The sequence below is a fragment of the Nocardioides alcanivorans genome, assembly GCF_021555175.1.
In the GTDB taxonomy this organism is placed as follows: domain Bacteria; phylum Actinomycetota; class Actinomycetes; order Propionibacteriales; family Nocardioidaceae; genus Nocardioides; species Nocardioides alcanivorans.
This window is the reverse complement of record NZ_JAKGRW010000028.1, coordinates 1-24,704: the sequence shown is the minus strand read 5'-3', so window position 1 is coordinate 24,704 and position 24,704 is coordinate 1. Positions and strand designations below refer to the sequence as shown.

Sequence of the window (24,704 nt, the reverse complement as noted above, 5' to 3'; positions counted from 1 at the left end):
CCGGGTGGGCTCGATCACCGGGTGGGCTGTGGTTTCGTGGGTCGAGCTTGTCGAGACCGTTTGGCCGGGTGATCTCGACAGGCTCGATCATCGGGTGGGCTCGATCATCGGGTGGGCTCGGTCACCGGGTGGGCTCGATCACCGGCAGTTCAGGCCAGGCCGTGCTCGTGGGCGAAGACCACGATCTGCACGCGGTCGCGCAGCTCGAGCTTGCGCAGGATCGAGCCCACGTGGGTCTTCACGGTCGACTCGCTGATGTAGGCGGTCTCGGTGATCTCCGGATTGCTGAGCCCCCGCGCAACGGCGGTGAAGACCTCCCGCTCCTTCGTGGTGAGCCGGTCGAAGGTCGGCGGCACCGGTCGGCGTTCTCGGAACGTGCCGTCCATGAGCAGGGTGAGGTCGGTCGGAGAGATGACCGCGTTGCCGGCATGCACCGTGCGGATCGCGTCGGTGAGCATCCGTGGCGTGGCGTCCTTGAGGAGGAAGCCCGAGGCGCCGTACTTGATCGCCGTGGCGGCGCGGTCGTCGAGGTTGAAGGTGGTCAACACGACCACCCGCAGTGGCCGGCTCCGTGCTGGCGTCCGTCGCGGTGCGAAGAGCTGACGAGTCGCCTCGACGCCGTCCATCTCGGGCATGCGGATGTCCATGAGCACCACGTCGGGCTCGAGATCGTCGGCCATGGCCACCGCCTCGGCTCCGTCACCGGCCGTGCCGACCACGGTCATGTCGGGCTGGGCATCGATGATCACCGACACTCCGGCCCGGAACAGCTCCTGGTCGTCGACGAGCAGTACCCGGATCGGCTCACTCATGGGCGGGTCTCCGCGCCACCTGCTGGCATGGTCGCGCTCACCTTGAACCTGGTCCCTTCCCGGCCCGTCCACATCCGTCCACCAACCCCCTCGAGTCGCCGGCGCATGCCGGCCAAACCCTGTCCCTGCCCATCGACGACGGCCTCGGGGGCGATCTCGTTGACCACCTCGATGGTGAGCTCATCGGACCAGACCCGGTGCACCCACACGGTGCCGCCACGCCGTCCGTGCTTGAGAGCGTTGGTCAGCATCTCCTGCAGCACCCGGAAGGCGACGACGTCGAGCTCGGGAGGCAGCGGGCGCGGCGTCCCGGCGACCTCCACGTGCACCGGATGACCCGAGGTGCGTACGCCGTCGATGAGGCTCTCGAAACCGCCCTCCGGCACGCCACTCTCCGCGGGTGTGGCCTGGTCGGTCGAGGAGAGCACCTGCCGCACGGAGCGCAGCGACTCGCGAGCTGACCCGGCGATCGTTGCGAAGGTCGCCTTGAGCCGTTGCGGGTCGTCGTCGGGCAGGAACTGTGCCGATTCGGCCTGGGCCAGGATCACCGCGAGGGAGTGCCCGACGACGTCGTGCACGTCGCGAGCGAGGCGGGTCTGCCCCTCTCTGAGCCGGGCGATCTCCTGCGCCTGGGCTCGGTCCGCCTCCGCCCGAGCACGACCCAGCTCGGCTGCCTCCCGCTCGGTGCGGGCCTGGGCCGTACGCCGCGTGGCGCGCAGCAGCATCCCCAGCAACCACGGGATCGCGAGCACGACGAACGCAAGGAGGCCGAGCACCCGCACGATGTCGCTTCCGTGGTCGACTCCGGTGATGTCGATGTAGAAGTCGGCGACCAGGAGGTCACGCGGCGCCTGGTTGATCAGCGCCCAGCCGACGAGCGCCGCGGCGGGCACGGAGACCGCGCTGATCACGACCGTGGGCCAGCTTCCGTACCTGGCCAGGCCATAGGCAAGAACCGCCACGAAGAGCTCGACCTTGAGCACCTCGACCGGCTGCAGGAGGTGCATGGGCAGGAGCACCCAGACGATCGCCAGACCGAGTGCCGGCAGGTAGCGGTAGCAGGCCACTGCCGCGGCCATCGCCAGTGCGACCAGCAGCTGGTCGCGCTGCCAGGGGCCGAAGAACTGGAATCCCTCCGTGGCCTCCCACGCGCCGAGGAAGGCGACGACCGGCCCGAGTACGACCGTCGGCAGCCAGGCAGGAATCGAGCTCCGTGTCATCGCGTGGGCACCGCCTGACGATCCCAGCAGCGGCGGAGCACGGCGGTCGGGGCGGTGATGACGGGTCCTCCGAGCGAGTGGGTGAGGGCGGGTCCCCGTAATGGAACCACGTCCACGGTCACTGGGTCAGGGCGGCAGCCACGAGCTCCGCGAGGAGGTCGGGGTAGGGGTGGCCGGCGGCGGCGAACATGCGGGGCACCTGCGAGTGCTCGGTCATCCCCGGCACGGTGTTGACCTCGTTGAGCACCCAGCCGCGCTCGGTGAGGAAGAAGTCGACTCGGGCCACCCCGGCGCAGCCCAGGGCTTCGAAGACCGCCGTGGCCGCCTCGCGGAGACCCTTGAGATCGACCTCGTCCAGCGGCGCCGGAATCAGGAACCCCGCCGATCCGTCGTACTTCTGCCCGGTGTCGAAGAGAGTCCCCGCACGCACGCTGATCTCCAGGGGCGGCGAGAGCCGTGGACCCTCACGACCGGCAAGGACCGCGATGTCGATCTCCCGACCCACGAGCAGCTCCTCGACCAGCACGCGGTCATCGAGGGCGAACGCGTGGGCGAGGGCGGGCCCGAGCTCGGCTGCCGTGCGGACCAGCGTCACGCCGTGGCTGGAACCGGCGGCCACCGGCTTCACCACGACAGGACCGGTCCAGGGCACCACGTCGTCCGGACGCACCAGACGGCCGGCCGCGGTGGCGACCCCGACTGCTTCCGCAACGAGCTTGGTCGTCCACTTGTCCATCGCCAGTGCGCCGGCGCCCAGGGCCGAGCCCACACAGGGCACGCCCGCGAGATCGGCGAGCGCCGGAAGGGTGCCGTCCTCACCGTGGGGTCCGTGCACCATCGGCATCAGTACGTCGCACCCACCGATCAGCGTGACCGCGGCGGCCAGGCTGGCGTGACGGGAAGCAGCGAGGGGCATCCCCTCGGCCCACCAGGTCCCGTCCGGTGCGATGGTCAGTGGCAACACCTCGATCCGGGCGCCGCCGATGTGGGCGGTGGTGAGTGCCTTCGCCACCGAATGGGCAGAAGCGAGGGAGACCTCGTGCTCACAGTTCGCGCCGCCGCCGACCAGCGCGACCCGGATCATCGGACCGTCCTCAGGGCCACGGTGCTGCCAACGTGGATGCGTCCGACGCGAGAGCCGATCCCGGTGACGATCTCGTGTGCGATGGTGCCCGCCCACCCTGCCCACTCGCCCATGGTCGGCGGGGCGGCGCCGGGGACATCGGCGACGGGGCCGAAGACGATGGCCTCGTCGCCCAGGGCGACGTTGTCATCGCCGAGGTCGACCACCGTCTGGTCCATGGAGATCCTGCCGACGACTCGACGACGAGCGCCGGCGAGCCAGACCTCGGCTCTGCCCGAGGCCGTGCGCGGCAGGCCGTCGGCGTAGCCCAGGGGAAGCAGGGCGAGGTTCGTCGGTCGGGTGGTCCGGTGGGTGTGGTCGTAGCCGACCCCGGTGCCCGCCGGCACTCGGCGGACTGCGATCACCGGGGCAGTCAGCGAGAGCGCAGGGGCCAGAGGAGTGGTGTCCGAGGGATCGATCCCGACCAGACCGGCTCCGATGCGGACCATGTCGTAGTGGCTCATCGGGTCCGTCAACGTCGCGGCGGTTGCCGCGAGATGGCGTACCCGCGGGCGCAGGCCGGACCGCCGGGCGATCGCGAGGCCGACCCGGAACGCGGCCCGGCCACTGAGATCGGCGGGTGCGGCGCTCGCACCCGCGCAGGCCAGGTGTCCCATCACGCCCACCACGCGGACCGACCCGACGAGTTCCTGGGCCCGGGCTGCGGCGCACAGGCCCGCCCAGGTTCCCGGGGCAGCACCGTCGCGCGCCATGCCGGTGTCGACGTGCAGGTGCACGCGGGCTCGGCGACCGGCGGTCCTGGCACCACGTGCCACTGCGAGCAGGTGGTCCCGGTCGGAGACCGCAACGTCGATGTTGCGCCGAGCGGCCGACGCGGAAGTCCGCGTCGACGGGGTTGAGCCAGCTGAGGATCGGTGCGACGAGGCCGGCAGCACGCAGCTCGAAGGCCTCGTCCAAGGACGTCACGCCGAGCCAGTCAGCCCCGTGGAGGAGCGCAGTACGAGCGACTTCGACCGCGCCGTGGCCGAAACCGTCCGCCTTGACGACCGCCATCACCTGGCCGGGCACGCGGTCGGCGAAGAGCCGGGTGTTGGCGGCGACGGCGTCGAGATGGATGCTGGCGGCCGGACGCTGACGGACCGCGGGGGTCAGGAGCTGGAGTGGAGCGATCATGGCCACCACGCTAGGAATCGACGGTCGCCAGCACCTCCACCTCAGGTACCGACCTGCTCCACCCGTGGGTTGAGCGGCAGGCCGAGCACGCTCTTCGCGGTCGCGCTCACCTGTCCCGACGCGCCCACTCGATGGCGGGACAGGTGTCCATGACCATGGGAAGGCCGGCCTGGGCGGCCCGGTCGAACGCGGCCTCGTCGATGACGCCGAGCTGGAGCCAGACGCCCTTGGCACCGATGGCAACGGCCTGGTCGACGAACTCGCCAGCGGCCTCTGAGCGCCGGAAGACGTCGACCACGTCGATGGGGAACGGCACGTCGGCGAGCGTGGCGTAGCCCTGCTGGCCGAGCACCGTCGGGGCATCGGGGTGGATCGGGACGATGCGCTTGCCGTGGGTCTTCAGCACCGAGGCGATCTCGTAGGCGGTGCGGCCCGGATCGCCGGAGAGCCCCACCACTGCCCAGGTCTCACAGTCGTCCAGCATGAAGTCGACTGCCTGCTGTTCGCGCCAGGTGCTCATTGCCCCACAGTAGTCCCGGGTTGCCGCGCTCGAGGATTCGACCCGATCGGCCGACGCCCGTTCAGGGGCCGTCTGCCAGCCCTGAAGCGGTGCAGAGATCGTCGGACATTCCCTTGACGTCGTCCTCGATGACCTTCTGGAAGAACTGCTTCGAGCGCTCCGTGTCCCAGTGCACTGCGAGGTCGGAGATCGGCACGCCACACGTCTTGTCGACCGACGTCATCGCCATCGCGAACTTCGCCAGCGTGAAGGCGCCGGTGCCCTCGCTCACCTTGAGCGTCTGCGCCGCGGCCATGTTGAGGTTCCAGTAGCGGAACGGGTTGACGAACGTCCACGGTGACAGCACCTTGCTGCCGACGGCTGAGACCACCTCGCGCTGGTGCTTGGCGCGCGTGATGTCGCCCAGTGCCGGGTCGGTCTTGCGCGAGCGCGCATAGCCGAGAGCCACGATGCCATCGGCGTCCTGGCATCCCTTCTTGATGTTGAGGTTGGCGTCCTTGTCCTTCATCCGTCGCTCCGGACAGATCTCGATGCCACCCACTGCGTCGACCACGTCGACGAATCCGCCGAAGCCGATCTCCACGTAGTGGTCGATGCGGATGCCGGTGTTGTCCTCGATGGTCTCGATGAGCAACTGCGGTCCGCCCCACGCGAACGCGGCGTTGATCTTCGATGTGTTGTGCCCCGGGATCGGCACCAGCGAGTCGCGGGGGATCGACGTCAGCAGGTTGGGGCCGCTCCCGGTGTGCAGCAGCATGATCGTGTCGGTGCGCTGACCCCCGGCATCGCCGGTGCCGAGCTCCTCGCGCTCCTTCTTGCTCAGGCCCTCGCGAGAGTCACTTCCGACGATCAGGTACGTCGTGCCGTCCTGCTCCGCCGGCCGCTCTCCGTCCGGGAATGCGTCGACGGTGCTCACCTTGCGCAACGCCACGAACGGCGTCACGGCCAGGAAGATCAGCCACAGGGCAAGCAGCAGCAGGATCCAGCGGACGGGTCGGATCCGTGGCCGCGGCATCCGGAATCCACCACCGCTGCGCGGCGGTGTGGCGCCAGGAGGAGGCGGCACCTGGTGCGGTCGTTGGGGCGCTCGCTGCTGGGCGCCGGGCTGCTGCACCGGCATGTTCTGGCCCTGCCCGCCGTAGCCGTGGGGTGCCGGACGCCCACCGGTCACGGATCCGCCCGAGGCGGGCATGACCTGCGTGGGGTCGTCGGCGCCACGGCGCTTGTCGCCGTACAACCAGTCGTACTCGGGGGTGCCCGGCTCGGGACGGGGTCGGTCAGCCATGCGGGCAAAGTTACCGGTGGGGAGGAACTCGACCTCCCACCGCGACCCCGGACACGGCAGGGCCGAGGCGGGACCGGGTGTCGCAGTAGTGTGCCGACATGACTGGTGACGTGCGTCGTACCCCTGCCTTCTCCGAGGTCTCCCTCGCCACCTTGATGCACGCCACCGAGGCCAATCTGCTCGGCAACGTGCACGGCGGCGCGATCATGAAGCTGGCCGACAGTACGGCGGGCGCTGCCGCCCGCAGGCACGCTGGCGGAGCGGCAGTGACGGCAGCGATGGACGAGATGCTCTTCCTCGAGCCGGTTCACGTGGGAGACATCGTGCGGACCTCGGCCCGGGTCAACTGGGCGGGACGCACCTCCATGGAGGTGGGCGTGCGGGTCGAGGCCGAACCGTGGGGAGCGGTGTCGCAGACGCAGAAGACGGTGGCCACCGCCTACTTCGTCTTCGTCGCGATAGACGAGGAGGGCCGCTCGCGCAGCGTGCCACCGCTCGTGCCGGAGACGGACCTCGACCGGCGCCGCTGGCGGGAGGCCGAGATCCGGCGCGCGAACCGGCTGGCACGGCGACAGGAGATCGAGGCCGGCCGAGCGCCCGAGGTGCCGTGACTTCGGGCAACTGACCCGCTACGGCGCGTCGCGCACCGCTGTGACGGGTGGGACTGGTGATACTGGCGAGCACATCGACAGCCACAAGCAGGAAGGCACCCTCGATGCAACCCGACACTTCCCCCGGGTCGCCGAGTCGCCGCGGCGCCAGCCGTACGTCCGACCGCGCCGCCAAGGTGCGCTTCCGGAGGGCACTCGCCCTGATGCTGATGACCCTGGTGTTGCCGGGGTCGGCCCAACTCGTCGCCGGCCGACGCGAGATCGGCAAGCTGGCGCTGCGTGTCACCGCCGGTGTCGCCGGCACCGCCCTCCTCGCGGCGCTGCTGTTCTGGATGTGGCCGGGCCTGGCGCTGCGCTTCGGCACCAGCCCGCTCTGGCTCAACCTGCTGCGCTTCACGCTCATGCTGCTCGCCATCGGCTGGGCCGCACTCTTCGTCGATGCCTGGCGGATCGGCCAGCCGCTGAGCCTCGTCCGCCGCCAACGACTGACCATGGTCGGTGTCAACGGTGCCCTGGTCTTCGGCGTCGCGGGCGTGCTCCTCTTCAGCGCCCACCTGGTCACCGTCCATCGCGACTTCATGCTCACCTTCGCCGACGGGCCCGCCAAGGACGCCACCCACGGCCGCTACAACGTGTTGTTGCTCGGTGGTGACTCCGGTGACGACCGCTGGGGCCTGCGCACCGACTCCATGACCGTGGCCAGTATCGATGCCGACACGGGGCGGACGGTGCTCGTCGGTCTGCCCCGCAACCTGCAGAACTTCCGGTTCGCCGACGACTCGGTGATGGCCGAGCAGTTCCCCGACGGTTTCAACTGCCCGGACTGCTACCTCAACGGCGTCAGCACGTGGGCCCAGGACAACCCGGAGCTCTTCGACTCGAAGGACCCGGGCAAGGAGGCCACGATCGAGGCGATCGAGGGCATCACCGGCCTCAAGATCCACTACTGGGCGATGGCCGACCTGCAGGGCTTCGAGGATCTCGTCGATGCGGTCGGCGGGATCGAGCTCAACGTGCGTGACCGGATCCCCGTCGGTGGCCTCGGCAGCGATGTTACCGGCTACATCGAGCCGGGCGTCCGCAAGCTCAACGGCCACGACGCGCTGTGGTTCGCCCGAGCCCGGGAGGGCTCCGACGACTACTCGCGGATGGCCCGCCAGAAGTGCGTGATGGGCGCCATGGTCTCCCAGCTCAGCCCGGCCACGCTGGTGCAGCACTACAAGGACATCACCGAGGCGACCACCGGTGTAATCGACACCAACGTGCCACGCAGCCAGTTCGCCAACTTCGTCGAGCTCGCGATGAAGGCCAAGGACCAGAAGATGTCCACCGTGTCCTTGGTGCCGCCGGCCATCAACACCGCCGACCCCGATCTCGACAAGATCCGTGCGATGGTGCAGAAGGGCATCGACAAGGCGGAGGGCAAGACCGTCAAGGGAGCGAAGAAGGCCAAGACCTCCGACGTGACCAGTGGCGGTTCGCTCGGCACCCGCAATGAGGGCTACGCCGCAAACGAGGCGGACGACCTCAGCGCCGCCTGCTGATCCGTGACCCCCTCATCTAGGGTGGGCGCCGTGCCAGCCCAGTCAGACTCGCGCCGCGTCGTCGCGGCGGTGGTCACCTTCAACCGTCTCGAGCTGCTGCAGACCCTCGTCGCGTCGCTGCGGGCCACCCCGCGGCTCACCGCGATCGTCGTCGTCGACAACGCCTCGACCGACGGGACCGGGGAGTGGCTGCGCGTCGAAGCGGACCGGGCTGGCGGCGTACCCGTGCTGCCGGTGACGCTGCCGGAGAACCGCGGGGAGCAGGCGGCTTCCACGAAGGCGTACGGCGCGCGGTCGCCGACGGCGCCGACCTTGTGTGGCTGATGGATGACGACGGGCTGCCCGAGCCGGACTGCCTCGCCACGCTGCTGGCCGAGGACGACGTCGACTTCTGGGGGCCGCTGGTCGTCGACCGTGATGCCCCAGACGAACTGGTCTTCCCGATTCGGCTGCCCGGCGGCGCCCGCACCGTGCACCGCACTGCCCAGGCCGAGGCTGCCGCTCGCAACGGGCGCATCGAGGAGATCGTCATCCCGTTCAACGGGGTGCTGGTCACGCGCCAACTCGTGGAGCGGATCGGGCTGCCCCGCTCGGAGTTCTTCATCTGGGGTGACGACCACGAGTACCGGCTGCGTGCCGAGGCGGCCGGAGCGCGGATCGCCACCGTCACCGCTGCCGTCGTCCGCCACCCGTCGGTCGGGGAGCTGGGCACGCCGATGATGTTCGGCCGCACCACCTACAACCACTCGCCGTCCGATCTCAAGCACTACTGCATGGCGCGCAACAACGTGGTCAACCTCCGCGAGCACCGAGGGTGGTTGTTCGTCATCGCGTTCATCGTCAAGACGGTGTGGTTCTACGCCTTCACCCGACCGTCGTTGCGCCGGTTGCGCCTCAGCGCGGCGGGGATCACGGCGGGGCTGCGCGACGACTTCACCGGGCACGGGAGGTTCCTGCGGTGAGTGGTCTCGACGTGGGTGGCGAGCGGGTGGCTGTGGTGATCGTCACCTACAACCGAGCCGACCTGCTCGACCTGACGCTGGCCGGACTGGCTGCGCAGACGCGGTTGCCCGACGCCGTCGTGGTCGTCGACAACGCCTCCACCGACCACACCGCCGACGTGATCGCCCGGCACCGCGAGCTGCCGCTCGACGTGGTGCGCAGCGAGGAGAACACCGGGGGAGCGGGCGGCTTCCACCAGGGGCTGCGTCGAGCCCACGGGCTCGGGGCCGACCGCATCTGGCTGATGGACGACGACGTCGTGCCGGCGCCCGACTGTCTCGAGGTGCTGCTCGGCCACGACGCGCCGTGCCTGGCGGCCGTGCGTGAGGACAAGGCAGGAACCCTCGTCGAGAAGGCAGCACTCACCTTCGACCTGAGCAACCCGCTACGGATCCGCCCCAAGAGCGCGAGCGTCGACTCGACGTACTCCTCCCGCGCGGAGATGCCGGAGACGGTGCCGTTGGAGAACGTCGCCTTCGAGGGCTTCCTGGTGAAACGTGAGGTGGTCGACGCGATCGGCTTCCCCGATCCCACCTTCTTCATCTTCTACGACGACGTCGACTTCGTGATCCGCGCGCGCAGGGCGGGTTTCGAGGTGCTCGGCGTGCGCGATGCCGTGATGGTGCGGCAACTCGACTTCGACCAGCAGCATGCCCTCGACACGTGGAAGGGGTTCTACATGTTCCGCAACCTCTTCGTGGTGCACTTCCGGTACGGCGAGAACGCGCTCGTGCGCGCCAAGCCGTGGCTGATCGTGCTCGCGGTGCTGCTGCTGAGCCCGTTGCGCGGGGGACGCCGTGAAGCGGCGAACGTGACGAAGGCCATTCGCTCAGCGCGGGGAATGCGCACCCTTCCCGGCGTCGCGAAGGCAGGATCCGACACCCCTGCGGACTAGACTCACCCCGCCCCGAACGCCAGGAGTTTTGAATTGTCTGCACCAGACCTAGTCGTCGTCGGATCCGGATTCTTCGGTCTGACCATTGCCGAGCGCTGCGCCGAGGAACTCGGCCTCAAGGTGCTCGTGCTGGAGCGACGTCACCATATTGGGGGCAACGCCTACAGCGAGTTCGACCCGGAGACCGGGATCGAGGTGCACAAGTACGGCACGCACCTGTTCCACACCAGCAACCAGAAGGTGTGGGACTACGTCAACCGGTTCACCTCCTTCACCAACTACCAGCACCGGGTCTTCGCGAAGTTCCAGGGACAGGTCTATTCGTTCCCGATGAACCTCGGGCTCATCAACCAGTTCTTCGGCAAGGCGCACACGCCCGACGAGGCGCGCGCGCTGATCGCCGAGCAGGCGTCGGAGTTCAAGACCTCCGAGGCCAAGAACCTCGAGGAGAAGGCGATCTCGCTGATCGGACGCCCGCTCTACGAGGCGTTCGTCAAGGGCTACACCGCCAAGCAGTGGCAGACCGACCCGAAGGAGCTCAGCGCCGACATCATCACGCGGCTGCCGGTGCGCTACACCTTCGACAACCGCTACTTCAACGACACCTACGAGGGCCTGCCGGTCGACGGCTACACCGCGTGGCTGGCGAAGATGGCGGACCACCCCAACATCGAGGTCCGGCTGGACACGGACTTCTTCTCCGTTGCCGACGAGTTCAAGGGCCGGGTCCCGATCGTCTACACGGGGCCGGTCGACGAGTACTTCGACAACTCCGAAGGGCGCCTGTCGTGGCGCACCATCGACCTCGAGCAGGAGACGCTCGACGTCGATGACTTCCAGGGCACCGGCGTGGTCAACGCCAACGACCAGGAACTGCCCTACACCCGGGTGCTGGAGTTCAAGCACCTGCACCCGGAGCGCAAGCACCTCGCCGGCAAGACCATCGTGGTGCACGAGTACTCGCGCTTCGCGGAGGAGGGTGACGAGCCCTACTACCCGATCAACACCGCTGAGGACCGCGAGAAGCTGCTGCGCTACCGCGACCTGGCCAAGAAGGAGCCGATGGTGATCTTCGGTGGCCGCCTCGGGACCTACAAGTACCTCGACATGCACATGGCCATCGGGTCCGCACTGTCGATGTTCCAGAACAAGCTGCGTCCGCACTTCGAGTCGGGCGAACCGCTGAAGAGCGGGGGAGTGGACGAGTGAACACCACAGTGAGCATGGGCGTCGTACGCCGGACCCTGCAGCGGCAGGTCTTCCCGCTCGATCGCGACACCGACGTCTTCCCGCTGTACGTCGACCCGGACCCCGCGATCCTCGACGCCGACAAGTACGAGGTCGGGTCGTCGCAAGCAGCCAAGGACCTCAACCGGGCAGCGCTGCGTCAGTCGATCGCCAGCGGCGACACCATCCACCCCGAGCAGATCGTCTCGCGCACCGCGCTGCAGATGGGCCCGAGCGAGAAGCTCTCCTTCGGCACCTACTTCAACGCGTTCCCGGCCAGCTACTGGCGGCGTTGGACCGTCGTCACCGCCGTCACCCTCGACGTGCAGGTGCGTGGCGCGGGGTCGACGGTGACCGTCTACAAGTCGATGGCCAACGGCCGCTCGCAGCGCGTCGACTCGATCGTGGTCGCAGGAACCGAGTCGGAGACCGCCAGCTTCGAGCTCACCCTCAAGCCGTTCGTCGACGGCGGCTGGTACTGGTACGACGTCGTCGCCGGTGAGGACGGCGCCGTCGTCGAACAGGCCGAATGGTCGGCGGAGGTGGCGGCGGACAAGGCCGAGCACGGCACCGTCGACATCTGCATCACCACCATGAACCGCCCCGACTTCTGCGCCAAGCTGTTGACGCAGCTGAGCGACGACGAGGTGCTGGCGCCGTACCTCGACGAGGTGCTGGTGATGGAGCAAGGCACCGACAAGGTGGCCGACTCCGAGGTCTTCCCGGGGGCGCAGGCCGGGCTCGGCGACAAGCTGCGGGTCATCGAGCAAGCCAACCTCGGTGGGTCCGGCGGCTATGCGCGGGGGCAGTTCGAGTCGCTGCGCAAGGGCACCGCCACCTACGCGATGATGATGGACGACGACGTCGTCTGCGAGCCCGAGGGCATCATCCGGGCCATCACCTTCGGTGACCTGTGCAAGCGCCCGACGCTGGTCGGTGGCCACATGTTCAGCCTCTACGCGCGGGCTCGGCTGCACTCCTTCGGCGAGGTCATCCAGCCCTACCGGTTCTGGTGGATGTCGCCGTCCTACGCCATCAACGACTGGGACTTCGGTGCGCGCAACCTGCGCTCGGCGCGGTGGCTGCACCAGCGCACCGACGTCGACTTCAACGGTTGGTTCATGTGCCTCATCCCGCGCTCGGTGATCGCCGAGATCGGTCTGTCGCTGCCGTTGTTCATCAAGTGGGACGACTCCGAGTACGGCCTCCGGGCGAAGGCGGCCGGGTACCCGACCGTCACCTTCCCCGGTGCCGCCGTGTGGCACGTGCCGTGGAGCGACAAGAACGATGCGCTCGACTGGCAGGCCTACTTCCACCAGCGCAACCGCTTCGTCGCCGCGTTGCTGCACTCCAGCTATCCCAAGGGTGGCCGGATGATCATGGAGAGCTTCAATCACCAGTTGTCGCACCTGGTCTCGATGCAGTACTCCACGGTCGAACTGCGGCACATGGCCCTGGAGGACGTCTTCGCCGGCCCGGAGCAGCTGCACGCCGACCTGCCGACCAAGCTGGGCGACGTACGTGCCTTCGTGAAGCCCTTCAGCGACGCGCAGCTCAAGGTCGAGCGGGAGGAGTTCCCGCCGGTGCGCCGCCACAAGCCGCCGAAGAAGAAGGACGACTTCGAGGTGCCGGGACGCAAGGCGCAGCTGGTGGCTGCCGCGACGTCACCGCTGCGCCAGTTCCGCAAGCTGCGTCCGATGGCGCCGGACTACCCCGAGATCGAGCTCACCGCCATGGACGCACGTTGGTACCGCCTGGCTCGTTACGACTCCGCGGTCGTCTCCATGCCCGACGGCACCTCGGCTGCGCTCTACCGCCGTGACCCCGAGCGCTACCGCGACCTGGTGCGACGTACCGTCGCGATGCACAACCGGCTCCGCAAGGAGTGGCCGTCGCTGGCGGAGCGCTACCGGGCGCACCTTGCCGAGGTCACCTCGCCCGAGGCCTGGGCGCGGACCTTCGGGATCGACGACACAGACGGTGCTGATGGCTGAGTCCGAGAACCCCGCCGAGCCGACCCCGCGCAGCGTCAGGGTCGTCGACGCGCCCTTGCGTTCGCCTGCCCCGCAGACGGGGCTGCGCGAGGTCTTCCGACGTCGTTACCTGCTCCGGTTGTTGGTGCGTCGCGAGGTGTCGGCGCGCTACCAGGGCTCGGTCCTGGGGATGATCTGGTCCTACATCAACCCGCTGAGCCAGCTGTTCATCTTCTGGGTCGTGATGGGGATCATCATCGGGCGTGGCACCGAGAACTTCGGTATCCACGTCTTCTGTGGCCTGATCGTCGTCCAGTTCTTCGTGGAGACCTTCGGCGCCGGAACCAGGTCGATCATGCGCAACAAGGCGCTGGTGCGGAAGATGGCCATGCCCCGGGAGATGTTCCCGGTCGCCTCCATGCTGGTGTCGCTCTACCACATGGGCCCCCAGGTGGTGATCTTGATGATCGCCTGCCTCGTCATGGGGTGGACACCGACCGTCATCGGGATGTTGGGGTTCCTTCTCGCGGTGGTGATCATCGCGGTGCTCGGGACCGCGCTGGCGCTCATGTTCGCCGCTGCCAACGTCTTCTTCCGTGACGTGGGCAGCTTCGTGGGGATCCTCACCAACTTCGTTCGGTTCGGCGTGCCGATGATCTATCCCTTCACGATGATCGAGGACCGGTTCGGGGCAGCCGCGGCCTACTACCTCTACAACCCGATCGCGGACGCCGTACTGCTCGTGCAGCAGGCCTTCTGGGTGGGGACGACGGATGACCCGGTCGACACGCAGGCGCACCACATCCCCGACAACCTCTTCGCCTACTCGTTCCTCGGACTGGGCATCGCGATCGTGATGCTCGTGATCGGGCAGCGGGTCTTCAGCAAGCTGGAGAACAAGATCCCGGAGCGTCTGACGTGAGCTATCCGGACAGCACCTCGATCGTGGTCGAGGGGGTGACGAAGTACTTCACGATGCGCTACCAGCGCACCCTGAAGCAGATGACCGTCGCGGCGGTGAAGGGGCGCGAGATCAGTGACACCTTCAAGGCACTCGACGACGTCTCCTTCACGGTGGAGCAGGGCGAGTCGATCGGCCTGATGGGCCTCAACGGCTCCGGCAAGAGCACCCTGCTCAAGCTGGTCAACGGCATCATGCGTCCCGACGGCGGCCAAGTGCTGACCCGGGGCCGCATCGCCGGCCTGATCGCCACCGGGGCCGGTTTCCACCCGCAGATGACCGGCCGGGACAACGTCTTCCTCAACGCGGCCGTGCTCGGCATGACGGAGGCAGAGACCCGCCGGAAGTTCGACGAGATCGTTGAGTTCGCCGACATCGGGCGCTTCCTCGAGACGCCGGTGGGCAACTACTCCTCCGGGATGTTCGCCCGCCTGGGCTTTGCTGTCGCCGTGCACGTCGACTCCGACATCTTCCTCGCCGACGAGGTGCTGGCAGTGGGCGACAAGCCGTTCAAGAAGAAGTGCCTTGAACGCATGCAGCAGATCCGTGCCGAGGGCCGCACCCTGTTCTACGTCAGCCACGCCGCCGGCTCGGTGCGCAAGATGTGTGACCGCGTCATCGTGCTCGAGAAGGGCCGCGTCGGTTACGACGGCGAGGTCAATGCGGGCATCAAGTATCTCAAGTACGACCCCGACGAGGACTCACCGCCCGAGGTGGACGACGACGAGGACCTGGGCGCAGACATCTGACGCGTGCCGCGTGGGGCGGGTCCTTCTCGCCTGCCTCACGCGCCCCTGGCGCCTCGGGATTCCCCGCCCGGGCGGGGAACTAGTCGCCTGTGGGCCGTAGCCACACGCACCAAGCATGCAATTTTGCACCGCAGTGAGACGTCTGGGGCCTGATGTGACGCCGGAGTTCAGCCGGTGCGGCGTGGGCTCGCCTCCGTAACCTCCGTAACCTCAGTGATCACACTGCGCCACCAAATCAGTCGCTTGGTGTGCGTGGATTCGCACGCCAAGCGCCAAGTTCCCCGCCCGGGCGGGGAATTTTGGGGCCCACGGGGCGGATGGGACCGGTGTGACACGGCCCTCACTCCCTGAAGAATTTGGCATCGACCGGCGTGTCGAGTGGAAATTACAGCGTTGTAGTTACTCACGAACCCTTGCCAAGGGGGGTGTGACTGGTGTGAAACTTGGGGCTCGTGTGAACTTCCCCCGCACCGGAGAGATCCTTCCATGCGCCCCAACAAGGCCCGATTCGTCTCCGCCTGCCAGCAGTTGCTGGTGCTCGGAGCGGTCTTTGCCGTGCTCGTCCCGGCAGCCAATGTCGTCTCCCTCGACGTGATCACTGCGCTGCCGAGGGAGTCGGCGCGGGACTCCGTCGTACCGCTTCCGGGAGCTTCGCTGCCCAGCGTCCCGATCGACGGGCCGGCGGGCGTTCGCCAGGCGACCGAACCGGCCGAGGTGGAGACTGCCCCGGTCGAACCGGTCGTCGAGGAGCATCCGATGGAGACCGAGGATGAGACCGTCGCGGTGGCCCCGCGCCAGCACCTGCACTCCGACGACGACGTCTCCGACGAGCACGACGAGTACGTCGAGCAACCCGAGTCCCGGAGCGACGAGGCGCCCGCGACCGGCACGACGTCCCGCACGATCATCAGCGACCCGGAGAAGGTCCACGGCTACGGTGCCGTGGGCGTCACCTGGAGTCCCGGGGCGGAGGTCGGCGACGACGACATCACCGTCGAGGTGCGGACCAGCACGAACGGCGTGTGGACCGAGTGGGCTCCGCTCGACTACCACGAGGAGCACGGGCCCGACGCGTCGACCGCGGAGGGGCAACGGGCTCGTCCCGGCACCGATGCGCTGATTGTCGGCGACGTCGATGAGGTCCAGGCGCGCGCCACCACGGCTGACGGTGTGGTCAGTCCCAGCGACCTCCGGATGGCGGTCGTGGCTCCGGGCGAGTCCGCGGGACATGACGTCGAGGCGCCTGAGATCGACACCGCCAAGCTGCGGCAGGGTGACGCCGACGCAGACACCGGCGCAGACGTGCCGAGCGACGGCGTCCTCGCCACCGACCAGGGCGACATCGCGTTGCAGGCGACGACCGTGACCGACAAGCCGAAGATCTTCTCCCGCGCCCAGTGGGGTGCCAACGAGAAGCTGCGCGACGGGTCGCCGAGCTACTACGAGGTCCATGCGGGCTTCGTGCACCACACGGCCAACGCCAACGACTACACGAAGGCACAGGTGCCGGGGATCATCCGGAGCATCTACGCCTACCACACCAAGTCCCGGGGCTGGAGCGACATCGGCTACAACTTCCTGGTCGACCGGTTCGGCCGTATCTGGGAGGGGCGCTACGGCGGCGTCGACCTGCCCGTGGTCGGTGCGCACACGCTCAACTACAACAACTACTCCTTCGCGATGTCGGCGATCGGCAACTTCGACATCACGAAGCCCGGCAGCAAGATCGTGCAGGCCTACGGCAGTCTCATGGCCTGGAAGCTCGCCCTGCACGGGGTGGACGCCAGCAGCACCAAGCAGCAGGTGGGATCACGCACCTTCCCGGCGATCAACGGACACCGTGACGCGGCATCCACCGCCTGTCCGGGGCGTTACCTCTACGCCAAGCTCGCGAAGATCCGGAAGCTGGCGGCGAAGCACCAGGCCGACTGGAGTGGCCGCGAGCTGGCGACCAACGTGGTCGGTGGGTCCGACCCCGACCTGCTGCTGCGCAAGAAGGACGGCACGGTGTACGCCGTCCCCACCGGAGGCATGCTCAACTTCGACGCAGCCACGACACCGGCAGGTGTGAGCGCCACTTACCGCACCGTGGTTGCCAGCCCTGACCTCACCGGCGACGGACGCGCCGACGTGTTGGCGATCGACGCCACCGGCACCAGCTGGACGTTGCCGGGAACGGCAGCCGGTACCGGCTTCGCCAGCCCGGTCAAGAAGCAGGTCCGCTTCGTCGGGCACAGCCAGGTGACCGCGGTCGGGGACCTCGACAAGGACGGCAGGAACGATGTCGTCGCCCGCAACTCCCAGGGCAACCTGATGCTCTTCCGAGGCAACGGCAAGGGTGGGTTCAAGAAGGGCGCCTCGCTCGGTTCGTGGAGCGGGTACGACGCCACCGCGGCCACCGGCGACGTCAACGGCGACAAGGTGCCTGACGTCCTGGCGCGTGACAGCGCCGGCAAACTGTGGCTGCACCCCGGCACGGGCAGGGCCGCGCTCGGGCCGCGCAAGGCGGTCAACGGCGCGTGGGGCCGGTTCGACGTCGTCTCCGGTTTCGGCGACGTGGACGGCGACGGCAAGGCGGACCTGCTGGTGCGTGACAAGGCATCCCAGGTGGCGTGGGTGCGTCCGGGCAGGGGCAACGGCACGTTCGGCAAGGCCTTCGGGCCGTTGCGCAGCCTGAAGGGCCTGACTTCGGTCTCTGCGGGTGCGGTCGGGGGGACCTCGCGTCCCGACATGGTCGTTCTCGCCGGTGGCAAGCTCCGGGTGCTCAAGCACTCGGGTACCCGCAACGTCGGTACCCCGGTCAACCTGGGCAGCGGCTTCTCCGGCAGCGACGTGCTGTTGAACGTGGGGGACTGGGACCGAGACGGCATCGGCGACATCGTCACCCGCAACGCGAAGGGCAACCTGCGTCTGCACCGGGGGCTGGGCAACGACAGGTTCGCCTCTCCGAAGAAGATCGGCACCGGCTTCACCAACGTCACCCTTCTGGCGGCCGTGGGAGACGTGACGGGCGACGGCTTCCCCGACCTCATGGGTCAGCCCAAGGGCAGCTCCATGCGCGTCTACCCGGGTTCCGGTTCCGGCCTGAGGAGCAGCTTCGTGGCCCGCGGTAGCGTGGCCGGGTCCGCCCAGTTGGGGCTGGGGCGCTGGAACGCCGACGGCGCTCCCGACGTCCTCGTGCGCAACGGCAGCGCGCTGACGTGGTACCAGGGCAACGGCCCGGGCGGGCTCACCGGGGCCCCCGCCAGGATCGCGACCGACGTGGCGGCGTACGACCTCGTGCTGAGCCCGGGCGACGTCACCCGGGACGGGCGTCAGGACCTCGTGGTGCGGACCAAGGGCAAGGGGCAACTCTGGGTGCTGCCGGGCACCAGCAAGGGCTTCGGTTCACCGATCCTGCTCGCGACGGGATTCAAGGGCTATGACCTGGCGGGGTGATCAGGTCAGCCAGGCGGCGGTGGCGCGCTCGGCCTCGTAACGTCCGTCCCACGTGCCCGGGTCCGCGTGGCGGACCCAGACCGCCGAGCCGCCTCTGACCAGGGGTTCGGTGAAACTGGCAAGACCCGAAGGGGAAGCGGGATTCGCCGTGGTCAGCAGCCGCCCACCGTCGCCGAGGATCCCCTCGGAGGCGGTGGGCGCCGCCAGCAGCTCGCGGTGGGTGACCCCGGGCAGGGCCTCGTCGTCGGCGCTCGGCGGGTCGTAGGGGAGGAACGAATCGGGTTGCGACCAGACCTCGATGCCGAAGTCACGCACCCCGGCGGGGATCTCGTCACGGAACCGCACTCCCAACGGCAGCAGGGCGCAACCGATCACCTCGACACCCCGCGCAGCATGCTCGACCAGGCGTTCGGGCCCGGAGACGACGGCGTCCGCCCCGTCCGGCTCCGGTACGACGACGAGTCCGACGGTCCACGCCGCTCCCAGGAAGACCGGGCCGAGCCAGTGCGTCGGCAGGTCGAGGTGGATCGTCTCGCCGCGGGAGAGATCGAGCTCCTCGACGAGGAGGCTGGAGGTCTTGGCGACCCAGTTGGCCCAGGTGGCCACGGAGAGTTCGGTGCGCTCGCCGGTCTCGTCGTCATAGAACGTGACCAGCGGACGGCCGGGGTCGGCGCGCAGCAGATCGGAAACCAGAGCAGGGAAGGTCTCGGCCATGCGTCCAGTCTGTCACCTCGCCACGTCACCACCTGCGTGCCCTCGAGGCACCAGGACGTACGCCCGCGACGCACCGCACGGGCACCACCGACGGGATGGCTAGGGTTCGGCTCATGACTGCACGAACCAAGGCCCCCGAGGCAGTGATCGTCGCGGGCGGCTTCGGCACCCGCCTGTTGCCCCTGACCGCGCGTCGCCCGAAGCACCTGCTGGACGTCGGCGGGGTGCCGTTCCTGGAGCACCAGATCGCTCGACTGGCACAGGCCGGCGTGAGGCACGTGGTGGTGGCGACCAGCTATCACGCCGACCAGTTCGAGCCGGTGCTGGGCGACGGTTCGCGGTGGGGGTCCGCCTCTCCTACGTGCTCGAGGACGTGCCGCTCGGCACGGGTGGCGCAATCCGCAATGTCGCCGACGCGCTCGACCCGGATCCGGAGGGTGCCGTGGTGATCCTCAACGGTGACGTGCTCTCGGGCCACGACCTCGCGGCCCAGCTCCAGGACTTCGACACCCCGCGCGACGGGAGCACTGTCGACGTCTCCCTGCACCTCGTGGAGGTCCAGGACGCCCGCGCCTTCGGGTGCGTCCCGACCGACGACGCCGGGCGGGTGCTCGACTTCGTGGAGAAGTCGGACACGCCGGTGACCAACCAGGTCAACGCCGGTTGCTACATCTTCAGGCGGTCGGTCATCGACACGATCCCCACTGGTCGCGAGGTGTCGGTGGAGCGGGAGACCTTTCCTGGCCTGGTGGCCGGTGGCGCGCTCGTGGTGGGGCACGTCGAGACGGCCTACTGGCGTGACGTCGGCACACCACTGGCACTGGTCGAGGCCTCGCGGGAGGTCGTGCTCGGCGTCGCGCCCACGCCCGCGATCGCGGCCGCCGACGGCAAGGCCCGGGTCCACCCCGAGGCGCAGGTCTCCCCGGAGGCGGTCGTCGACGACGGCTCGGGCGTGATGGCCGGAGCCAGGGTCGCAGCAACGGCGACGGTCTCGGGCTCCGTCGTCATGACCGACGCGGTGGTCGCGGCAGGAGCCCGGGTGATCCGCTCGGTGGTCGGACCCGGTGCCGTGATCGGTGCTGGGGCGGTGATCGAGGGCGCAACAATCGGTGACGACGCCACGGTGGGCGCCGGCGTACACCTGCCGGAGGGGGCGAAGGTCGACGTCGCCACCAGCGTCTGAGACGCGCCGGCTGCCCTATCCCGGGATACTCCCGGACGAATTTGTCCTCGAAAGGGAATCTGGCGACAAGTTTGTCCGGGACTATCCGCAACGGGGAAGGCTGGACCACCCGGAACGGGAAGGCCCAGCGAGCACGTCACCGTGGTCGCGGGGCCTTGCCGTGGTCGCGCCTGGATCAGCCGCCGTTGGGCTCGGGGGAGTCGAGGTAGGGGTAGTCGTTCATGAAGTTCTCGAGGGCCTCACCGGAGACCTCCGAGCAGAACTGCCAGACACCCACCTGCTTGTCGGTCTCGGAGATGTCGGCGTCCGGGCCGCCCTTCGACCAGTGGGTCATGGCGACGTGCATGCCGTCGGTGTCGATCTCCTCGCCGTCCTCGGTGGTCCACGGCTCGCCGTCGTTCGACCACTTCGGGTCGTCGTCGGACCACTCGACGGCCTTGAACTTCAGGCGCATGTTGCTGGTGCCCTTGAGCTTGGTGGCGATGGCCTTCAGGTTGTCCCACTCGTCACTGCCGCGGTCGATGCCCTTGAACCACAAGATCGTGTATCCGTGCTCGGAGTTGTGGATCAACTGCTCGATGTTGGGACGGTCGGTCTTGGTGTAGAGCTTGCGCACCATGTCGTCGGGGTAGACCTCGTGCTGACCGAAGGCGGGCGGTGCCTCCGGGTAGTCGACCTGGGTGCCGGGGTCGACGTGGTCCTGGACGCCGTTGGACGGCTTGGTGATGATCGGGCCGCACACCGAGGCGGGGGCGCCGATGTCGGCGATGTCCTTGCCCTTGAGGTCGCGCTGGTCCCACCAGTCCTTGACCGGTCGGAACGCGGCCAGGCCGATGATCAGCACCGCCACACCCACGCACACGCCGATGATGATCAGGCCCTGGCGCTTGTCGGCACGCTTCTGCTGCGAGAGCAGTTCTTGCGCGCGGTCGCGCCGGGAGTTCTTCGAAGTTGCCACGAATCAGGCTTTCTCGGTCAGGGCAGGGGGACTACGGCGCAGAGTCTACGGAACGACGGGTAGGAACCTGAGCGCGACCGGCCACTGCGCCGGGTCGACGCGCCAGCCATGGGCGAAGGCGACCGCCCTGACGACCTCTCGGACCGGGAGCGCCCGCTCCGGATCCGGCCTCCACTCGGCGCCGCCAGCGACGACCTGCACCGTGCCGCCGACGACCTCGCTCAGCGCGCGGGCCAGGTCGTCGACAGGTGCCGGGGCACCAAAGGCCACGGCATCACGGCCCGCCAGCGCCGCGATCACCGCCTCGCGCGAGCCGAAACCGAAGAGGTCCTCACCGTCCTCACGCACCAGCGCTCGCGCACCCGGGCCGGCGTCACCGGCCGGCAGCACCAGGTCGGCCCGGCCGCGAAGGATCGCGAAGGGGCGTCCGCCGAGCTTGCCGCTCGCCAGCTCCACAGCGGATGCGATCTCGTCGGCGACCGCCGGAGCGGTGACGGCCAAGATGTTGCCGTAGGCATCGGTCTGTCCGCCGAAGTCCTCCAGGACCCGCAACCCCGCAGCCCCGATGGCGATGTCGGTCTGCCCGTGGCGCCAGGTGCGCCCCGCGGTGTCGGTGATGACCACGGCGACGTTGTGACCGATGCGCTCCCGGACCGCCTCGCGCAGTGCGTGCGCGGATGCGTCGGGGTCGATCGGCAGCAGCAGGTGCTGGCCCGCCTCGACGTTGGAGTTGTCGATGCCGGCTGCGGCCATGGTCAGGCCGAGGTGGTTGCGCACGATCGTGGTGGGTGAGCGACGTGCGACGATCCGTGCGGTCTCACCCGCCAGCGCCACCTCGCGGTCACCGTGGCCGAAACGTCCCTCGGCCTTGCTGACCACCTTGCTGGTCACCGTGACGACGTCGCCGTCCTGGGGAGTGCAGACGGCCAGCAGCAGCGCGGCGAGGTCGTCGCCCGGAGCCACCTCACCCACGCCGTCGGGGGCGAGCACGGACAGCCCTTGCGTCACCGGACCAGCTCCAGACCCGCGATGACCATCGCCGTGGTCGCCTCGACCGACGTCATCATGAGCGGTACGGCGGCACACCGGATCCCGAGCTCCTGCACCGCGGCGACGTGGTGGGCATCCCCCGCATCGACGAGCCATCCGTCGAGCACGCCACCGCGGCTTCGCGCACCGTAGTGGCCCGCCACGCCCGCCGCCGTGACGTCGATCCCGATGGCGGTGAGCATCTGCTCGGCCATGCCCTGCACGTGCATGTCACCGACGATGGGGAGAGACCGAGCACGGGCGCATCGGTGTCGAGCAGCGCCTCCCGGATGCCGGGCACGCCCAAGATGGTGCCGACCGACACGACCGGGTTCGAGGGCGGGACGATGACAAGGTCCGCTCCGGTGAGCGCCTCGACCACGCCGGGTGCCGGCGTACTCTGCTCGAGCCCCACCACGACCACCTGCTCGGCGGGCACGGACGCGCGCAGGCGCACCCAGTACTCCTCGAAGTGGATCACCTTACGGCCCGACGGGGAGTCGGGGTCGGCGATCGCCACGTGGGTCTCCACCCGGTCGTCGCTCATGGGCAACAGCCGGACGCCGGGCTGCCAGCGCTTGCACAGGGCCTCCGTGACCCGGGAGAGCGGGAACCCGGCCTCCAACATCTGGGTGCGCACGAGGTGGGTGGCGATGTCGCGGTCGCCCAGCCCGAACCACGTCGGTTCGACGCCGTACTCCTTCAGTTCCTCCAGCACTGCCCACGACTCCTGGCGACGACCCCAGCCACGGTCGGGATCGATTCCGTCGCCGAGCGTGTACATCACGGTGTCGAGATCGGGGCAGATCTTGAGTCCGTGGACCCACCAGTCGTCGGCGGTGTTGGCGATGACGGTGATCGTCGCGTCGGGGTCGACTCCGGGCAGCAGGTGCCCACGCACTGCGTGGCGCAGGCCGGTGAGGAACTTCGCCCCACCCATCCCGCCGGAGAGCACGGTGATTTCACGCATGGGGATACCTTGCCTGACGTCGCGTCACGTCCCGGCAGTGGGAGTCTGCTGCCGTTCAGCAGAAGTGGTCCGGGTTATAGCAGATCCGGGCTTGACTTCCGGGGTATGACAGGCATGTAATTCCAACATCGTCGTTCTCCTCCGGGGAGTGACACCGGGCCCGAAGAATCGGGTCAGGAAGAAGGGTCGAAAGGGGAGTACCGTGCGCGAGCTGTTCCTCCTCGAAGGTGACGACGCCGAGGACTCAGGTTGGCAGGAGCGCGCACTGTGCGCCCAGACCGACCCTGAGGCGTTCTTTCCGGAAAAGGGTGGCTCCACCAGGGAGGCCAAGAAGGTCTGCCAGACGTGTGACGTCCGCCAGGAATGCCTGGAGTCCGCGCTGCTGAACGATGAGCGGTTCGGGATCTGGGGAGGTCTGTCCGAACGTGAGCGTCGAAAGTTGAAGAAGCGGGCCGTCTGAGCGTCGCGCCCGCAGAGACCGTAGGGTTGCCCGTCGTGACGGTGACAGCCCTACTGGTCAGCCACGACGGTGCACGTTGGCTACCGGCGGTGCTCGCTGGTCTTCGCGACCAGCAGCGCCCGCCGGAGCACGTGCTCGCCGTCGACACCGGTAGCACCGACGAATCGATCGATCTCCTCGCCGCCGAGTTCGGCCTCGACCGAGTGCGCCAGGCCCGCGGTGGTTTCGGCACGGCCGTGAGGCACGCCCTCGGTGACATCGACAGCGAGTGGGTATGGCTGCTCCACGACGACTCCACGCCGGATCCGGGCGCGCTCGCCGCGCTGCTGCGAGTCGCCGAGGAGTCGGGCGCCGACGTGATCGGCCCCAAGCTCCGCGAGTGGCCGTCGCTGCGCCGTCTCCTCGAGGTCGGCGTCACCGTCTCCGGGTCGGCCCGCCGTGAGACCAACCTGGAGCGGGGCGAGTACGACCAGGGCCAGCACGACGAGGTCCGCCGGGTGCTGGCGGTCAACACGGCCGGCATGTTGGTACGGCGCAGCGTGCTCATCGCGCTCGACGGCTTCGACGAGGAGCTCCCCGTCGTGGGCGCCGACCTCGACTTCGGCTGGCGTGCCTCCCGCGCCGGCCTGACGGTCGTGGTCGCCCCTGACGCCGTCGTCTTCCACGCCGAGGCCTCCCGGCACGGCCGCCGGGACCACACAGCCGCCCGCACCGGGAGGAGCGCGAGGCCGGCATGTTCGTGCTGCTGGCCAACGCGTCAAGCGCTCGTTGCCGTGGCGCTGGCTGCGACTGCTCCTCGGAGGTCTCCTTCGTGCGCTCGGCCTGTTGTTGGCCCGAGCCCCAGGGGCCGCCCGCGACAGGCTCACCGCGCTGTTGGCGGTGCACGGCCGACCAGT

22 protein-coding genes and 3 pseudogenes are annotated in these 24,704 nt (G+C 68.8%); 14 read left to right on the top strand and 11 right to left on the bottom strand.

Annotated features, from left to right (window positions below; all coding sequences use genetic code 11):
- Positions 1-149: 149 nt before the first annotated feature.
- From L1066_RS15310 to L1066_RS15285, 7 genes and pseudogenes are all read right to left on the bottom strand, one after another.
- The gene (locus L1066_RS15310) at positions 150-812 is read right to left on the bottom strand and encodes a response regulator (protein WP_235737146.1); all 663 of its coding nucleotides are present in this window, start codon (positions 810-812) and stop codon (positions 150-152) included.
- On the bottom strand, positions 809-2,032 hold the full coding sequence (locus L1066_RS15305; protein WP_235737144.1) for a sensor histidine kinase: 1,224 nt from the start codon (positions 2,030-2,032) through the stop codon (positions 809-811). The genes L1066_RS15310 and L1066_RS15305 overlap by 4 nt, the downstream gene beginning before the upstream one ends.
- Before the next feature lie 118 nt (positions 2,033-2,150).
- Positions 2,151-3,116, bottom strand: coding sequence for a D-alanine--D-alanine ligase family protein (locus tag L1066_RS15300; RefSeq protein WP_235737143.1), 966 nt, complete (start codon positions 3,114-3,116; stop codon positions 2,151-2,153).
- Positions 3,113-4,051 (bottom strand): alanine racemase, encoded by a 939-nt coding sequence (gene alr / locus L1066_RS15295; RefSeq protein ID WP_312007910.1) that lies wholly within the window; start codon positions 4,049-4,051, stop codon positions 3,113-3,115. The genes L1066_RS15300 and alr overlap by 4 nt, the downstream gene beginning before the upstream one ends.
- A gap of 19 nt (positions 4,052-4,070) precedes the next feature.
- Positions 4,071-4,289: pseudogene (locus L1066_RS28735) on the bottom strand (alanine racemase); the annotation flags it as partial.
- Between the two features lie 106 nt (positions 4,290-4,395).
- Positions 4,396-4,809: a CoA-binding protein gene (locus L1066_RS15290; protein WP_235737142.1), complete on the bottom strand. Its 414-nt coding sequence runs from the start codon at positions 4,807-4,809 to the stop codon at positions 4,396-4,398.
- A gap of 61 nt (positions 4,810-4,870) precedes the next feature.
- On the bottom strand, positions 4,871-6,094 hold the full coding sequence (locus tag L1066_RS15285) for an LCP family protein (protein ID WP_235737141.1): 1,224 nt from the start codon (positions 6,092-6,094) through the stop codon (positions 4,871-4,873).
- Positions 6,095-6,192: 98 nt separating this feature from the next.
- On the opposite strand from L1066_RS15285, the gene L1066_RS15280 reads away from it, so the two are divergent.
- The 10 genes and pseudogenes from L1066_RS15280 to L1066_RS15235 all read left to right on the top strand — a co-directional run bounded on the left by L1066_RS15280 (position 6,193) and on the right by L1066_RS15235 (position 18,494).
- Positions 6,193-6,705, top strand: coding sequence for an acyl-CoA thioesterase (locus L1066_RS15280; RefSeq protein WP_235737140.1), 513 nt, complete (start codon positions 6,193-6,195; stop codon positions 6,703-6,705).
- Positions 6,706-6,809: 104 nt separating this feature from the next.
- Positions 6,810-8,249 carry an LCP family protein gene (locus tag L1066_RS15275; RefSeq protein WP_235737139.1) on the top strand — a complete coding sequence of 480 codons (1,440 nt, stop codon included), beginning with the start codon at positions 6,810-6,812 and terminating at the stop codon, positions 8,247-8,249.
- A 3-nt stretch (positions 8,250-8,252) separates the two neighbouring features.
- A pseudogene (locus L1066_RS27845) lies at positions 8,253-8,471 on the top strand (glycosyltransferase); the annotation flags it as partial.
- On the top strand, positions 8,435-9,211 hold the full coding sequence (locus tag L1066_RS27840; RefSeq protein ID WP_235737138.1) for a glycosyltransferase: 777 nt from the start codon (positions 8,435-8,437) through the stop codon (positions 9,209-9,211). The pseudogene L1066_RS27845 and the gene L1066_RS27840, both read left to right, overlap by 37 nt.
- A complete protein-coding gene (locus L1066_RS15260) occupies positions 9,208-10,146 on the top strand; it encodes a glycosyltransferase family 2 protein (protein ID WP_235737137.1) in 939 nt (312 codons plus the stop codon). The genes L1066_RS27840 and L1066_RS15260 overlap by 4 nt, the downstream gene beginning before the upstream one ends.
- 33 nt (positions 10,147-10,179) lie before the next feature.
- A complete protein-coding gene (glf, locus tag L1066_RS15255) occupies positions 10,180-11,355 on the top strand; it encodes a UDP-galactopyranose mutase (RefSeq protein WP_235737136.1) in 1,176 nt (391 codons plus the stop codon).
- Positions 11,352-13,367 (top strand): glycosyltransferase, encoded by a 2,016-nt coding sequence (locus tag L1066_RS15250; RefSeq protein WP_235737135.1) that lies wholly within the window; start codon positions 11,352-11,354, stop codon positions 13,365-13,367. Before glf ends, L1066_RS15250 begins: the two co-directional genes overlap by 4 nt.
- Complete coding sequence (locus L1066_RS15245; RefSeq protein ID WP_235737133.1) at positions 13,360-14,268, top strand: ABC transporter permease; 909 nt, start codon at positions 13,360-13,362, stop codon at positions 14,266-14,268. Before L1066_RS15250 ends, L1066_RS15245 begins: the two co-directional genes overlap by 8 nt.
- On the top strand, positions 14,265-15,056 hold the full coding sequence (locus L1066_RS15240; protein ID WP_235737131.1) for an ABC transporter ATP-binding protein: 792 nt from the start codon (positions 14,265-14,267) through the stop codon (positions 15,054-15,056). The genes L1066_RS15245 and L1066_RS15240 overlap by 4 nt, the downstream gene beginning before the upstream one ends.
- A 486-nt stretch (positions 15,057-15,542) precedes the next feature.
- Entirely contained in the window at positions 15,543-18,494 is a 2,952-nt protein-coding gene (locus L1066_RS15235; protein WP_235737130.1) for an FG-GAP-like repeat-containing protein, read from the top strand.
- Here the strand turns inward: L1066_RS15235 and L1066_RS15230 are convergent, their stop codons facing one another.
- Complete coding sequence (locus L1066_RS15230; protein ID WP_235737128.1) at positions 18,495-19,208, bottom strand: TIGR03089 family protein; 714 nt, start codon at positions 19,206-19,208, stop codon at positions 18,495-18,497. It lies immediately after the preceding gene.
- 95 nt (positions 19,209-19,303) lie between these two features.
- Between L1066_RS15230 and L1066_RS29300 the strand changes: the two are divergent.
- Together L1066_RS29300 and L1066_RS29295 are read left to right on the top strand one after the other, a co-directional pair.
- Positions 19,304-19,989: pseudogene (locus L1066_RS29300) on the top strand (nucleotidyltransferase family protein); the annotation flags it as partial.
- Complete coding sequence (locus L1066_RS29295) at positions 19,975-20,391, top strand: GlgC family sugar phosphate nucleotidyltransferase (protein ID WP_512699722.1); 417 nt, start codon at positions 19,975-19,977, stop codon at positions 20,389-20,391. The pseudogene L1066_RS29300 and the gene L1066_RS29295, both read left to right, overlap by 15 nt.
- 175 nt (positions 20,392-20,566) lie before the next feature.
- Here the strand turns inward: L1066_RS29295 and L1066_RS15215 are convergent, their stop codons facing one another.
- The 3 genes from L1066_RS15215 to cofD are packed head-to-tail and all read right to left on the bottom strand — an operon-like array spanning position 20,567 to position 23,348.
- Positions 20,567-21,349, bottom strand: a complete 783-nt coding sequence (locus L1066_RS15215) for a DUF3105 domain-containing protein (protein ID WP_235737125.1) — start codon at positions 21,347-21,349, stop codon at positions 20,567-20,569.
- 45 nt (positions 21,350-21,394) lie between these two features.
- Positions 21,395-22,357 carry a coenzyme F420-0:L-glutamate ligase gene (locus L1066_RS15210; RefSeq protein WP_235737124.1) on the bottom strand — a complete coding sequence of 321 codons (963 nt, stop codon included), beginning with the start codon at positions 22,355-22,357 and terminating at the stop codon, positions 21,395-21,397.
- 55 nt (positions 22,358-22,412) lie between these two features.
- Entirely contained in the window at positions 22,413-23,348 is a 936-nt protein-coding gene (gene cofD, locus L1066_RS15205; RefSeq protein WP_235737123.1) for a 2-phospho-L-lactate transferase, read from the bottom strand.
- 202 nt (positions 23,349-23,550) lie between these two features.
- Between cofD and L1066_RS15200 the strand changes: the two genes are divergently transcribed.
- Positions 23,551-23,808: a WhiB family transcriptional regulator gene (locus L1066_RS15200; protein WP_235737122.1), complete on the top strand. Its 258-nt coding sequence runs from the start codon at positions 23,551-23,553 to the stop codon at positions 23,806-23,808.
- A 35-nt stretch (positions 23,809-23,843) separates the two neighbouring features.
- Positions 23,844-24,704: glycosyltransferase family 2 protein (locus L1066_RS15195; protein WP_235737121.1), on the top strand; the 861-nt coding region annotated here is incomplete at its 3' end.

Bases quoted from the DNA above. Each gene is read 5' to 3' on its own strand.
- L1066_RS15310 (WP_235737146.1), bottom strand. From the start codon at position 812: ATGAGTGAGCCGATCCGGGTACTGCTCGTCGACGACCAGGAGCTGTTC.
- L1066_RS15305 (WP_235737144.1), bottom strand. From the start codon at position 2,032: ATGACACGGAGCTCGATTCCTGCCTGGCTGCCGACGGTCGTACTCGGG.
- L1066_RS15300 (WP_235737143.1), bottom strand. From the start codon at position 3,116: ATGATCCGGGTCGCGCTGGTCGGCGGCGGCGCGAACTGTGAGCACGAG.
- L1066_RS15290 (WP_235737142.1), bottom strand. From the start codon at position 4,809: ATGAGCACCTGGCGCGAACAGCAGGCAGTCGACTTCATGCTGGACGAC.
- L1066_RS15285 (WP_235737141.1), bottom strand. From the start codon at position 6,094: ATGGCTGACCGACCCCGTCCCGAGCCGGGCACCCCCGAGTACGACTGG.
- L1066_RS15280 (WP_235737140.1), top strand. From the start codon at position 6,193: ATGACTGGTGACGTGCGTCGTACCCCTGCCTTCTCCGAGGTCTCCCTC.
- L1066_RS15275 (WP_235737139.1), top strand. From the start codon at position 6,810: ATGCAACCCGACACTTCCCCCGGGTCGCCGAGTCGCCGCGGCGCCAGC.
- L1066_RS15245 (WP_235737133.1), top strand. From the start codon at position 13,360: ATGGCTGAGTCCGAGAACCCCGCCGAGCCGACCCCGCGCAGCGTCAGG.
- L1066_RS15235 (WP_235737130.1), top strand. From the start codon at position 15,543: ATGCGCCCCAACAAGGCCCGATTCGTCTCCGCCTGCCAGCAGTTGCTG.
- L1066_RS15230 (WP_235737128.1), bottom strand. From the start codon at position 19,208: ATGGCCGAGACCTTCCCTGCTCTGGTTTCCGATCTGCTGCGCGCCGAC.
- cofD (WP_235737123.1), bottom strand. From the start codon at position 23,348: ATGCGTGAAATCACCGTGCTCTCCGGCGGGATGGGTGGGGCGAAGTTC.